This is a genomic window from Aequorivita lipolytica (assembly GCF_007997135.1).
Taxonomy (GTDB): domain Bacteria; phylum Bacteroidota; class Bacteroidia; order Flavobacteriales; family Flavobacteriaceae; genus Aequorivita; species Aequorivita lipolytica.
The window spans coordinates 64,241-77,424 of the sequence record NZ_VORU01000003.1 but is presented as its reverse complement, the minus strand read 5'-3'; the positions used below and the strand labels follow the sequence as shown (position 1 = coordinate 77,424).

11 protein-coding genes are annotated in these 13,184 nt (G+C 38.2%); 5 read left to right on the top strand and 6 right to left on the bottom strand.

All coding sequences use genetic code 11. From position 1 onward, the window contains the following. Nucleotides 1-33 precede the first annotated feature (33 nt). From ESV24_RS04995 to secDF, 5 genes are all read left to right on the top strand, one after another. Nucleotides 34-375 (top strand): hypothetical protein, encoded by a 342-nt coding sequence (locus ESV24_RS04995; RefSeq protein ID WP_170227866.1) that lies wholly within the window; start codon nucleotides 34-36, stop codon nucleotides 373-375. 150 nt (nucleotides 376-525) lie between these two features. Continuing rightward, nucleotides 526-2,565 carry a TonB-dependent receptor plug domain-containing protein gene (locus ESV24_RS04990; protein WP_235003985.1) on the top strand — a complete coding sequence of 680 codons (2,040 nt, stop codon included), beginning with the start codon at nucleotides 526-528 and terminating at the stop codon, nucleotides 2,563-2,565. A gap of 24 nt (nucleotides 2,566-2,589) precedes the next feature. After that, on the top strand, nucleotides 2,590-3,444 hold the full coding sequence (locus ESV24_RS04985; protein ID WP_111814789.1) for a hypothetical protein: 855 nt from the start codon (nucleotides 2,590-2,592) through the stop codon (nucleotides 3,442-3,444). Between the two features lie 69 nt (nucleotides 3,445-3,513). After that, nucleotides 3,514-4,128, top strand: coding sequence for a hypothetical protein (locus ESV24_RS04980; RefSeq protein WP_111814791.1), 615 nt, complete (start codon nucleotides 3,514-3,516; stop codon nucleotides 4,126-4,128). Between the two features lie 179 nt (nucleotides 4,129-4,307). After that, nucleotides 4,308-7,343, top strand: a complete 3,036-nt coding sequence (gene secDF, locus ESV24_RS04975) for a protein translocase subunit SecDF (RefSeq protein WP_111814793.1) — start codon at nucleotides 4,308-4,310, stop codon at nucleotides 7,341-7,343. Between the two features lie 109 nt (nucleotides 7,344-7,452). On the opposite strand, the gene ESV24_RS04970 is transcribed toward secDF, so the two are convergent. The 6 genes from ESV24_RS04970 to ESV24_RS04945 all read right to left on the bottom strand — a co-directional run bounded on the left by ESV24_RS04970 (nucleotide 7,453) and on the right by ESV24_RS04945 (nucleotide 13,160). After that, entirely contained in the window at nucleotides 7,453-7,950 is a 498-nt protein-coding gene (locus tag ESV24_RS04970) for a DUF192 domain-containing protein (protein WP_111814795.1), read from the bottom strand. A 74-nt stretch (nucleotides 7,951-8,024) separates the two neighbouring features. Beyond that, nucleotides 8,025-8,954, bottom strand: a complete 930-nt coding sequence (gene lgt, locus ESV24_RS04965; RefSeq protein WP_111814797.1) for a prolipoprotein diacylglyceryl transferase — start codon at nucleotides 8,952-8,954, stop codon at nucleotides 8,025-8,027. Between the two features lie 63 nt (nucleotides 8,955-9,017). Beyond that, complete coding sequence (gene yidD, locus ESV24_RS04960; RefSeq protein WP_111814799.1) at nucleotides 9,018-9,251, bottom strand: membrane protein insertion efficiency factor YidD; 234 nt, start codon at nucleotides 9,249-9,251, stop codon at nucleotides 9,018-9,020. A gap of 40 nt (nucleotides 9,252-9,291) precedes the next feature. Next, nucleotides 9,292-10,767 (bottom strand): cysteine--tRNA ligase, encoded by a 1,476-nt coding sequence (gene cysS / locus ESV24_RS04955; RefSeq protein ID WP_111814801.1) that lies wholly within the window; start codon nucleotides 10,765-10,767, stop codon nucleotides 9,292-9,294. Between the two features lie 72 nt (nucleotides 10,768-10,839). Then, entirely contained in the window at nucleotides 10,840-11,517 is a 678-nt protein-coding gene (gene folE, locus ESV24_RS04950; RefSeq protein WP_111814803.1) for a GTP cyclohydrolase I FolE, read from the bottom strand. 110 nt (nucleotides 11,518-11,627) lie between these two features. Next, on the bottom strand, nucleotides 11,628-13,160 hold the full coding sequence (locus ESV24_RS04945; RefSeq protein WP_111814806.1) for an OmpP1/FadL family transporter: 1,533 nt from the start codon (nucleotides 13,158-13,160) through the stop codon (nucleotides 11,628-11,630). Nucleotides 13,161-13,184 lie beyond the last annotated feature (24 nt).

The following is a 13,184-nucleotide window of genomic DNA, read 5'->3' as shown; positions in this document are numbered from 1 at the left end:
AAAAGTGTAATTCTCATAATCGCCTCCGTAATAATGCTCACAAAACCTATGTGGCCAGTGGTGGAGTATGTTGTGAATTATGATTATATAGTAAATGTACTTTGTGAAAACAAAGACAAGCCAGAAATGCAATGTAACGGTAAGTGCCATTTAACAAAAGAACTTGCAAAAGAAGCTGGAGCCGAGGATGAAAATCCTTTCAGCAGTAAAACTTCTAAAACTGAAATACCGCAATTTATTATTTCAGAAAATATAAATGAATACGCGTTTGCTTCGGAAATTGAAATTTCTTCCGTTGAAAACATAGGCTATAGGCCAAATTTGAATTCTTCTCTTTTTACTTCAAAAATTCTTCATCCGCCGCAGTTGGTATAACATTGCGAGCGCAGCAAAGCAATCCTACAGACTGCATTGCTGCCCATTAATTTCCTACTAATATTACAAGCTAAGCGAAATCTGTTTATAGATTATTGCAAAGTGAAGCAATGCTTTGTAGGTCTTCAAAAATCCCTAAAAACAACAAAGATGAAATCATCTATAAATGTGTTTCCTTCAAAGGGAATACTTATGGGTTGTCTTTTGTGTGCACTAGTTTGCGGTATTTTTACATCGCAATTGTATGCCCAAGAAGCGCCCAAGGATAGTCTGAAACTAATACAACTTAATGAGGTTATTGTAATTTCAGCAGGCAAACAATTGGATCACCAAAAACAACGTAAACCTTTGTCTACTTTAGACGAGTTTTTAGAATCGTCCCGCAGTATCAATATGGTAAAACGCGGCGCCTACGCTTGGGAGCCAACCATAAACGACATGGCTTCGGAACGTTTGGCGATAACCATTGATGGAATGCAGATTTTTGGTGCGTGTACCGATAAGATGGATCCCATAACTTCATACGTTGATGTATCAAATTTAGCGGAAGCTCAAATTGGTTCCGGTCAACAGGGCGCGGCTTTTGGGAATACCATTGGTGGTGGAATCAACTTAAAACTGGACAAAAGCAATTTTAAACCAACGGGCTGGAACGCCTCTTTGGAAAGTGCTTTTGAAAGTAATTACACAATGCGCGTTTTTGGTGGCGAGCTGAATTATTCCGATGAAAAATTCTATTTAAATACAGATGTAATTTATCGTAAAGCTGATAATTACAAAGCTGGGGGAGATGAAGAAGTGCTTTTTTCACAATTTGAAAAATATAACTTCTCTGTTAATTCCGGTTATAAATTGGCTGAAGGCAAATCCATCGCTGCTACCTTAATATATGATGAAGCGAATGATGTGGGTTATCCTGCCTTAACAATGGATGTTTCCTTGGCTCGAGCGGTAATTGGTTCGGTGAGTTTTAATCAGGATACTTTGTTTGGCAATTTCAGCAATTGGGAATCCAAAATGTATTACAATACAATTAAGCACGTAATGGACGATACAAAGCGCCCGGATGTGCCAATACATATGGATATGCCTGGCTGGAGCGAGACTGCTGGGTTTTATACGCAAGCAAATTTGAATAAGGAAAAGCATCATTTCTTTTTTAAGTTGGATGGTTTCTACAACAAGAGTTACGCTGAAATGACGATGTACCCAACCAACAGCAATGAGCCCTTGATGTTTATGCTTACTTGGCCAGATGTGCGGACCAAAAACGTTGGCTTTTATGCTGAAGACCACATTCCATTAAGCAATGCTTCGGTAAAACTTTCAACACGTTTGGCGTTTCATTCCAATACTGTGGCAGATGATTTTGGGCTGAATAGTTTAAAAATTTTCTATCCTGAAATGGATCGTACAAATACGCGTTTCCTGAAAAGCTTTTCGGCGCAATACCATAAAATGCTGAATGATTTTCACTTGAACGGTGGCATTTCATACGGCGAGCGTGCACCTTCAGTTTCGGAAGGTTATGGTTTTTATTTGTTCAACAGTTTTGATAACCACGATTATATTGGTGATCCAAGCCTTACTACTGAAAGTTCTGCGGAAGCTAATATTTCGGTAACCTATAAAAAACCAATTTTTGAAATTACTGCTGCAGCAAATTACTTCCACGTTTTTAATTATATAATCGGCGTGGTAGATAATTCGTTGAGTACAATGACTATTGGTGCTGAAGGTGTTAAAATTTATACCAATCTTGATTATGCACAGCTTTTTAATGCCTCACTTTCGGGAAGGTATAGTATTTCAAATGCATTTAAATTGACTGGGCAGGTTTCGTACCATCGTGGCGTTGATGATGCAGGCGAAAACTTGCCGCTCATTAGTCCGCTTTCGTACCGAAGCGCAATCGATTTCTATAAAAACCAATTTTCCGCGTCGCTTTCAGTAGACGGCGCTGGGGAGCAAACTAATTACAATCCAACGTATGGTGAAACTAAAAGTGCTGCTTATGCTACACTTTCGGCTAGCTTCGGGAAACGTTTTTTTATAAATGATAACGACCTTTTCGTAAAAACGGGGATTGAAAATATTCTTGACACTAATTATTCAACCTATACAGACTGGAACAACATTCCACGGATGGGCAGAAACTTTTACGTAACAATTTCTTATTCAGTAAATTAATTACTAAAGACAAATATTATAAATATGAAAACACTAAAATATATTTTCGCAATTTTAATTCTTTCAGTTTCATTCGTTAGTTGTTCTGATGACAATGATGAAACCCCAATGGAAACTAATCCTGTTGAAGGGTTAACCATGATTTATGAAATTCCTGCGGCAGACCATATTGTACAGATCTATTCAGAAAAGCAAAACCTGGAAGTAGGTTACAACGAAGTTTCCATTAGAATAAAAGACCTGGCAAGTGATAAGTATGTTACTAACGCTGCACCTACGTGGATGCCAATGATGTATATGGAAACCACGCAACATTCTGCGCCACATAGCATGTTAAGCAATAATGAAGAAAGCACTGTTTATAAAGGACATATTGTTTTCCAAATGCCAAGCAATAATACGGAGTATTGGGAAGTAATGTTTAACTATTCAATGAATGGTCAAGCAATGGAAGAAGCTTTGAGAGTTTCTGTTTCACAACCTGTAGATGGTCTAAAAAAGACACAAGTATTCATGGGCAGTGATGATACACGTTACATTTTGGCTTACGTAAATCCGAAAACCCCAGAGGTTGCAATTAATGATCTACAAGCTGTGCTTTACAGAATGGAAACTATGATGAGTTTCCCCGTGGTTGAAAATTACAAAATAACAGTAGATCCAAGAATGCCCGGAATGGGTAACCACAGTTCGCCAAATAATGTAGATATGACTTACAGTTCAGCATCAAAAATGTATGATGGTAAACTATCATTAACAATGACGGGCTATTGGAAAATTAATTTAAAATTGATGAATGCAGCCGGAGAAACTTTGAAAGGTGAAGATGTAACAGAAGCCAATCCACAAAGCAGCCTTTATTTTGAGCTGGAGTTCTAATTTCATTTTTTAGACTATATTGTTTTAAAGACTGTAGCGATACAGTCTTTATTTTTTTATATTTGGCGCGTGAACTGTAAATGGTACATTCCTGTATTTATAATAATTCTAGCTGCTTTTGGGGTGGGCTTAGAGCGATCTACCCTTCCCAATCAGGAAATTATTGTTCAGTTTAATGCCGAAAATGTCAGTTCTTCTCAAGCACAGCGTGCCATTGCTAATATTACTTCGCAATTAAAATCTGTTGGGATAGCGAATATTGTAGTCTCAGAAATGCACGATGGTAAGCTAAAGGTTACTTACTATAGCGCGACAGATGTTGCCGTAATTAAAGGGTTGTTCGGTAAGCAGGACAAACTTGAGCTGGGCGATACCGCTTTTAATGAAACGGAAGATTCTTCTAAAATTCCTTTCAGCAATCATTCCAATATTTATAAACTGGATGTAATCAAAATCCAAAAAGATTATGGTTCAAACATCGGTTTGCAAGGATTGCCCGTAGTTGTAAAGTCTGCCAAGGATAATTATTTAAAGCCTATTATATCGCTTTCTGCTTCGGAAATCAATTTCGATTTAAAGCAGCGTGATGAAAATGTAGCGTATAAAAACTATCGCGACATTTCACTTTTAATAGATATTACTTCACATAAAATCCCTGAGGTAAGGGCTGGCCCTTTTTCCTAAAGAAATCTTCATTATAATTTTTATAGCTGAAAAAGTCTTCACTTTAAGAAAATGGCTTTTTGTTTTCACATTTCCGAAGCCAACAAAATTAATTTTAAATAACCACGATAATTGTCAGATATAACCGCAAATCATATATTTGCGCGATTTAAAAAAATCTGACCAAAAAAAATATAAACATGCAAAACAAAGGACTAGTTACAGTATTTGCCATCCTTTTTGGATTGGTAAGTATTTACCAGCTCTCTTTTACGTTCGTTGCGAACAAAGTAGAAGACAGCGCCAAGGAATTTGCCAATAGCAAATTTTCTGAAAATGAACCACAGGAGCGGGATATCGCAGAAGCGCGCTACCTTGATTCTGTGGCAAACAATACCGTATTTTTAGGTATTGACTATAAAACCGCCAAGGAAAAGGAGCTTAACAAAGGTCTTGACCTTAAAGGGGGTATTAACGTAATTCTTGAGGTTTCTGTAAAGGATATCTTGAAAGGACTTGCAAACAATACAAAAGACCCTGCATTTAACCAAGCATTGGAAAATGCAACTGCTCTTCAAAAGGATAGCCAAGATACTTACTTAGAGTCTTTCTTTAAGGCTTTTGAAGCGCTTCCGGGTGAAAATGATCTTGCTTCCCCAAATATTTTCTTTAACAAGAATTTAGAGGACGTTATTAACGTTGGGATGACCAACGAGCAAGTTAAGCCGGTTATTGAGACGAAAATAGATGAGTCTATAACTTCTGCTTTTGAGGTTTTAAGAAAGCGTATCGATAAGTTTGGTGTTACCCAACCGAACATTCAGCGTTTGGGAAAATCTGCAAGAATACTTGTAGAACTTCCAGGAGCCAAAGATGTAGGCAGGGTTAAGAAATTACTTCAAAGTACCGCCCAACTTGAATTCTGGGATGTATATAAATTTGATGAAATAGCTGGTTTCCTTCAAGCTGCAGATACTAAAGCAGGTGAAATTGCAATGGCGAAAACTGAATCTGAAACTATAGAAACAACTGAAATAGTGGCCGATTCTTCAAAAACAGAAGAAGATGACGTAAGTAAACTTTTAGGCGGTCAGGATGTAAAGGATTCGCTTGTTGGTGATAATAAAGCAAACCCGATTCTTTCAAAAATGGTTTCTTTGGGAACTCAAGGAAGTCCGGTTATTGCTACATTCAAATTAAAGGATACTTCAGTTATAAACGGTTATTTGCGCAATCCACAAATTAAATCGCTTTTGCCAAATGAATTGCGTTATGCAAAATTTGTATGGGGCTTGCCAGAAGCAAACGTACAATTGAATGGTGAGGAAGTAACCGCGCTGTATGCTCTAAAAGCTAACCGCGACAATATTCCACCGCTAGGAGGTAGCGTTGTGGTAGATGCCAGACAGGAATATGACAACTTGAGCCGCGTGGTTGTATCTATGCAAATGAATGGTCAAGGAGCCAAAGTTTGGGAACAAATGACAGGCAGTGCTTACGAAAACCAGAGCCAAATTGCTATTGTACTTGACAACATAGTTTACTCTGCGCCCGGTGTTACTTCCGGTCCTATTGCTGGTGGACGCAGCCAGATTTCAGGTGACTTTACCGTAAACCAAGGTCAGGATTTAGCAAACGTACTACGTGCTGGTAAGCTTCCTGCTTCTGCTGAGATTATTCAAGGTGAGGTTGTGGGACCAACTTTGGGTCAAGAAGCTATAAATAGTGGCGTAATGTCCTTTGCAGTTGCACTTATTATCGTGCTTTTATGGATGATTGGATATTACGGAAAAGCTGGAGCTTTTGCTGATGTTGCCTTGATGGTCAACATTCTATTTATCTTCGGAATATTGGCGGGTCTTGGAGCTGTGCTAACGCTTCCTGGTATTGCCGGTATTGTATTAACGGTAGGTATGTCTGTAGATGCGAACGTACTTATATTTGAAAGAATTAAAGAAGAGCTAGCCAAAGGTAAAGCGCAGAAGGATGCTATAAAGGATGGTTTCAACAATGCGTTGTCTTCCATTCTAGATGCAAACATTACAACTGGTCTTACTGGTTTAATTCTTTTAGTTTTCGGAACTGGCCCAATACAAGGTTTTGCAACTACTTTATTGATAGGTATTGCAACTTCATTGTTTACGGCAATTTTCATTACAAGGTTGTTTATTAATAGTTATACGAAAAACGGCAAGCCATTGCCTTGCTCTACTTCAATTACTAAGAACCTTTTCACAAACGTTCACGTTTCATTCTTGAAAAAACGCAAAATGGCGTATATTTTTTCTGCAATTATGATTTTGATAAGTGTTTCTTCCTTATTCTTCAATGGTCTTAACCAGGGTGTTGATTTTGTGGGTGGACGTACCTATACCGTTCGTTTTGCGAAGGATGTTAATTCACAGGAAATTCAAGACAACTTGATCCAGACCTTCGGAAGTGCCGAGGCTAAAACCTACGGTGGTGACAATCAGTTGAAGATTACTACTAAGTATAAAGTTGACGAAACCGGAACCGAGATTGACGAAGAGATAGAGCAAATGATTTTTGCGACCGTTAAAAAAGATCTTCCCGCAGATATGACCTACGATGAATTTGTAGGCGATCGTGACGGAAAAGAAATTGGTAGAATGGAGTATTATAAAGTGAGCCCTACTATTGCAGATGATATTAAGAAAGACTCATTCTGGGCCGTATTCGGTTCGTTAGTAGTAGTATTCCTTTATATCCTGCTACGATTCAGAAGATGGCAGTTTAGTTTGGGTGCGGTAACAGCTGTTTTCCATGATGTGCTTATCGTGCTGGGTGTGTTCTCACTAACTTATAAATTCATGCCTTTCAGCATGGAGATTGACCAAGCGTTTATCGCGGCAATACTAACGGTAATTGGATACTCGCTGAACGATACGGTAATTGTATTTGACCGTATTCGTGAATACTTTGGCGAACACCCAAGCTGGAAAATGAGCCGTATTATAGATGTAGCTTTAAGTAGCACGCTAAGTAGAACATTAAATACCTCTTTCACTACGCTTATAGTATTGTTGAGTATGTTCTTCTTTGGTGCAGAATCTATCCGCGGGCTACTGTTTGGAATCATCGTAGGTATTGTTGTAGGTACCTATTCATCATTGTTTATCGCAACTCCGGTGATGTATGATACGGTGAAACGCAAAAGAGTTGAAGATTTAATTGATAAAAAAGAAGAAGAGGAAGCTCAAGCCCTTGAGGCATAATTGCTGAAATTCTTCAGGAGTACTAGAAAAAGACCTTTCCAATTTGGAAAGGTCTTTTTGTTTTTAGTTTTAATCTAAAGTGTAAAATTTTACTGAGAAGTCTAAATTATCAATTGCTTTTATTGAAATCAATCTTATCACCCTTTTCAAGCTTCCATTTATCGGCAAGGTTTGCATTAACTTCTAGCACATATTGCGAAGCAGCTTCAGAAGTTAGTGAAGTCTCATCAAATGGCTTTGCGTTTTTTTGTATGCTTACTATTTCCTTTTTAGCATTCAGATAGATAATATCCAGCGGTATTTGCGTATTTTTCATATAAAAAGAGCGCTCCTGCATATCGTTGAACACAAAAAGCATCCCTTGGTTTTCAGCCATAGCGTTACGGTACATAAGCCCAGTTTGGGTTGAATATTCGTCATCGGCTATTTCAATATCTAGCTTTGCAATTATTGAATCATTTGCAGCTTTCATTAAAGTGAGCTCGCCTTCTTTATTGAAAGTGATTTCCTTTGTTAGACTTTTTCCTTCTGAGGAAGGAGTATCTTTACAATTGTAAAATGTAAGCATAGAGCCAACAAGTGCTGCCGAAATAAGTATTTTTTTCATCGAATGAAATATTAAAAAACCACGAATTCACGAATAATTACTTTGAGCATTCGTGAATTCGTGGCAAACATTTTTTATTCAGTCATAGGTTTTTTTGAAGCTTTCCACATAATGTAGATTCCAGCAAGTACAAAGGGAACGCTCAGCCATTGTCCTGTAGAGAGTAAGCCCAAAGCAGACTCAAATCCGCCTTGGCTTTCTTTTACAAACTCCACAATAAAGCGAACCATAAATAGGAGTATCAAAAACACGCCAAATATGTAACCTATTTGTTTTCTGCGTTCGGTTTTCCAATATAAATACCAGCAAACTAAAAACACAATCACATAACCCGCTGCCTCATAGAGTTGTGCCGCGTGGCGGAAGGGGACGCTATTAAGTAGTTCCGCAAACTGTGGATTATGTACAATGGCGTCATAAGCTTTACTTGGACTGTCAATTCCCGTTGCGGCCACAGCTTCCCGCTTCCCAATACCCTCGTGCACAAAACGAACGCCCAGCGGAAAGTCGCCAGAAGGTTTTCCGATTATTTCAGAATTTAGAAAATTCCCGATACGCACAAAAATGCCACCGGCGGCTACGGCGATTACGATGCGGTCCATAATCCACAAGAAAGGTTTTTTGACAACGTTTTTTGTATAATAATACATTGCAATAAGAATAGCGATTGCAGCACCGTGACTTGCCAAGCCTTGGAAGCCTGTAAATTCAAATTCTGGAACTGTGCTTATAGGAAGAAAAACAGAAAGCGGATCTTCCACAAAAAGCTCTGGTTGATAAAAAATAACATGCCCCAAACGAGCACCAACCAAAACAGCTACAACCATGTAGATAAAAAGACTGTCCAGTTTTTCCTGAGCCAGCCCTTCGCGTTCATAAATCTTTTTGGTGAGAATCCAGCCCAGTGTGAATGCCACTACAAACATTAAACTGTAGTAACGTATCATAAAAAAACCAAGATCGATCCCTTCAGAAGGGTTCCAGGTAAAACTTAAATAATGCATATTGAAGTATTTATTGCGCCGCGTAAAGATACTAAAAGCGAAAAAGTATAACCGAACATTGTTTTATTTCTTTTTAGGTGGAACAGGATCGTAACCAGAGCCGCCCCAAGGGTTGCAACTCGCAATTCGTTTTGCTGCAAGCCAACCGCCTTTTAGGATTCCGTGTGTTTGCAAGGCTTCAACTGCATAATGCGAACACGTAGGCGTGTAGCGACAACTGGAAGGCAATAATGGTGAAATAAAAATTTGATATCCTTTAATTAAAAGTATGAATGGATATGTGAGAATTTTTTTCATAACTCAATATTTCCCCCTCTGAAGAGGGAAGGGAAATGTTTTAATTCAACGTAAAAGTAGTACCGTCTTTTCCGTCATTCAGTTGAATTCCTTTTGAAGCGAGTTCGTCTCGAATTTTGTCACTCATCGCGAAATCTTTATTGGCGCGTGCCTGATTTCTCAATTGAATAAGAAGTTCTACTGCTGCTGAAAGTTTTTCGCCGTCCTGCGAATTTTCCGAAACATTATCCTGCAGTCCCAAAACTTCAAAAAGGAAGTCGCTCATTGTTTGCTTTAGCAGTGCTAAATCTTTTTCGGAAATTGTATCTTTTTCTTCTTTTAAAGCATTTGCAAATTTCACGGTTTCAAAAAGTGTGGCTATTAAAATAGGACTATTGAAATCGTCATTCATTGCTTCATAGCAGGATTTTCGCCAGCTTTCAACATCAATGCTGCTTTTTTCTGAAGTAGTTATTTCATCAAAAGTTCGGTAAGCATCCATCAATTTATTAAAACCTTTTTCCGAAGCTTCCAAAGCATCACTGCTAAAATCTAGAATGCTTCGGTAATGTGCTTGATACATAAAGAATTTGGTAACAGTAGGCGAGAAGGGCTTGCTTAAAACATCATTTTCTCCCGTAAACATATCATTCGGGAGGATATAGTTTCCAGTAGATTTAGACATTTTTTTACCGTTAAGGGTAAGCATATTTGCGTGCATCCAATAATTCACAGGTGAAGTATGGTTGCAGGCTTCTGCTTGTGCAATTTCACATTCGTGGTGTGGAAATTTCAGGTCCATCCCGCCGCCGTGAATGTCGAAATGATTGCCTAAATATTTAGTGCTCATAGCCGTGCACTCCAAGTGCCAGCCTGGAAAACCTTCACTCCAAGGCGATGGCCAGCGCATAATATGCTGGGGTTCGGCTTTTTTCCAAAGCGCAAAATCCTGCGGGTTTTTTTTATCACTTTGTGCGGCAAGTTCACGGGTATTAGCAACCATATCTTCTATTTGCCTGCCGCTCAGTTTACCGTAATTATTAGTTTCATTGAATTTTAAAACGTCAAAATATACGGAGCCATTTTTTTCGTACGCAAAACCTTCCTCAATTATTTTTTCAACTATATGAATCTGTTCGTAAATATGACCTGTAGCCGTAGGTTCAATACTTGGGGGCAGTGCGTTGAACTTTGCCATTATGGTATGAAAATCTACCGTGTATTTTTGAACAATTTCCATGGGTTCCAACTGTTCAAGACGTGCTTTTTTAAGAATTGGATCATCGCCGCTTTCACCGTCGTTTTCCAAATGGCCGGCATCTGTTATATTTCGCACATAGCGAACTTTGTATCCCAAGTGTTTTAGGTACCTGAAAACTAAATCAAAAGAAAGAAAGGTGCGGCAGTTGCCCAAATGCACATTGCTATAAACAGTTGGTCCACAAACGTACATTCCTACTGCGCCTTCGTGAATGGGAGTGAATTTTTCTTTACTTTTTGAAAGTGAATTATATATAAAAAGGTCTTGCTGTTTCAAATTTTGGAATTCAAGGTTTAAAATTCAAGAATAGATAATGGTCAATTGTGTTTTGGAATTTATATGGTGGTCTTAAAATTCAGTATCCAATTTAATGTAATCCAAAAATTCCCTGCGTGTTTCAGGTTTTTTGAAGGCTCCACCAAATTCGCTGGTTACGGTACTGCTGTCAATATCACGAATTCCTCGAGAGTTTACACAAAGGTGTTTGGCATCTATTACGCAAGCTACATCTTCAGTGTTTAGAACATCTTGAAGTTCCTTTACAATTTGCATTGTTAATCGTTCTTGTACCTGTGGTCTTTTTGCGTAATAATCTACAATCCTATTCATCTTTGAGAGTCCCACCACAGTGCCGTTAGAAATATAGGCGATGTGAGCTTTTCCTACAATCGGTAATAAATGATGCTCGCAAGTAGAGTAGAGGGTTATATTTTTTTCTACCAGCATTTCCTGATACTTGTACTTATTTTCAAAAGTGGAAGCTTTGGGCCTTCTGTCTGGGTGAAGTCCTCCAAAAATTTCCTGTACAAACATTTTTGCCACACGGGTTGGCGTACCTTTTAGGCTGTCGTCAGTAAGATCGAGGCCCAAGGTGTGCATTATATTCTGAACATCTTTTTTGATACTTGCAATTTTTTCGATATCGCTGAGCTCAAAAGCGTCATGCCTCATGGGGGTTTCTGTGGAATTACCTATGTGGTCATTCCCCATTTCTTCTATGTCCTTAAGTTGTTTTTCTAAATCCATTTATTGAAATATATAATAAGCCTGCAAAGATACGGAATAGCATTAAGGTACTGAAAATTGCAACGAATTTTATGCTGGTTTCAAGCAGTCAATAATATTTTAGAAGAAAATTAAAATTGGAAGCCAAGCGACATCACAATATTATTGTAAATAGAATTCACTTTAGAAACATCGGTTAAACCGACGGAATAAAGCTGTTGGTTTCTTTGTTGTTCAGATCTTGAATAGGCTAAATCAAAAGTGTAGCGTCCAAAGTTGTATCCTGCGCCAAGTGAGAAGCCTATAAGGTCGCCTATTGTAGTTGTATCTTGGTATGGGCTATCTTCATAATTAAAACCGCCCCGAAGGCTTAGTTGATTTATACGATACTCTGCACCGGCCCTATAATTGGAAACACCTTTCAAGGTGTTGTCGATAGTGGTATTCAAATTATTAAAAAAGGAATCAGAAGAATTAAATTCAGAACTAAATTTAATTGACGCATAGTCTTTATAGGAATAATCAAAACTTATTAATCCATTTTGACCAAAAATGTAGGCTGCGCTCGCAGTAACTTTGGCAGGAGTTTTCAGCGTATAATCTTCATATACATTTATTACCCTTGGATTTACTGTTTCGCTTATTGTTTGGCCCTCAAAAAATCTCCTACTTTCAAGGTATTGCGTTGTTTCTTCAAATATTTGATACCAAGTTGGGCTGTCCAAGCTTAAGCCTAAACGAAAATTTTCACCAACTTTGGCAATTGCGCCCACTTGTGCCGATACTCCCGCGCCTGTTACTGACAGATTATTCTCAAACCCTACCCGATTAACTTTTGAGCCGTTGTTGTCATTGCTTTCCAGTAAAAACGAACTTTGATCAAAATCGATGGTGTGCGTATTAATATTTATTCCGAAAAATAAATCCTCCCTAAGCTGTGTTGCGAGATTTATGGAAAATTTGCTATTGTAACCCTGGGAAAGGTAAAAATATTCCTGATTAAAACTTCCCCCTGCAATATTTGAAACATATGCATCATTTAAAGGATTGTTAAATTCCACTGGGTCAAAAAGAAATGCTTGATAGCCAAGAAAGGCATTCTGTGCAGCAGTTCCTTCAGTTTCTCCCAAAAATTGATATAGGCTCGAAATGGATTCCCCAGGCTGTAATTCCAAAAAGCTTACAGGAATGCCTTGAGCTTGTTCCAAAAAGAAATTTCCAATGGAAGTATTTCCAGTTCCTGCAATGTAAAGTTCGTTCTCAAAGTTTTTTGTTACGTTATAATTTACTCCAACGGTAAACTTTTTGAAGGCAGAATCTTCATTGGAATTATTGATTACAAAAATACCGCTCAATTGGTTAAGCGTGAGATCATCAGCGAAACTCTTTTCAGCGTTGGAAAAATAATTAGAATTATTTTCGATATCAAATAAGGAAGCTGAAAACATAAGGTTCGACTTCAAGAAAACTGCTCCGCCTGCTGGGTTGATATTGGTTGCGGAAAAATCACCCCCTAAGGCACCCATTGCCCCGCTCAGTCCAGTAAAACGTGCTGTGCCTGTATTTTGGTCTGTGCTATATCTTAAGCCGTCAGTTGTATTTTGGGCTTTCATAACTGACATAGATATTACGGCCATAATAAAAAAGAAGGATATTCTTTTCATAGATAAAACTTAATGAAATATTCT

Coding starts and splice junctions, on each gene's coding strand:
- ESV24_RS04995 (WP_170227866.1), top strand. CDS start 34: ATGCTCACAAAACCTATGTGGCCAGTGGTGGAGTATGTTGTGAATTAT.
- ESV24_RS04990 (WP_235003985.1), top strand. CDS start 526: ATGAAATCATCTATAAATGTGTTTCCTTCAAAGGGAATACTTATGGGT.
- ESV24_RS04985 (WP_111814789.1), top strand. CDS start 2,590: ATGAAAACACTAAAATATATTTTCGCAATTTTAATTCTTTCAGTTTCA.
- secDF (WP_111814793.1), top strand. CDS start 4,308: ATGCAAAACAAAGGACTAGTTACAGTATTTGCCATCCTTTTTGGATTG.
- ESV24_RS04970 (WP_111814795.1), bottom strand. CDS start 7,950: ATGAAAAAAATACTTATTTCGGCAGCACTTGTTGGCTCTATGCTTACA.
- lgt (WP_111814797.1), bottom strand. CDS start 8,954: ATGCATTATTTAAGTTTTACCTGGAACCCTTCTGAAGGGATCGATCTT.
- yidD (WP_111814799.1), bottom strand. CDS start 9,251: ATGAAAAAAATTCTCACATATCCATTCATACTTTTAATTAAAGGATAT.
- folE (WP_111814803.1), bottom strand. CDS start 11,517: ATGGATTTAGAAAAACAACTTAAGGACATAGAAGAAATGGGGAATGAC.
- ESV24_RS04945 (WP_111814806.1), bottom strand. CDS start 13,160: ATGAAAAGAATATCCTTCTTTTTTATTATGGCCGTAATATCTATGTCA.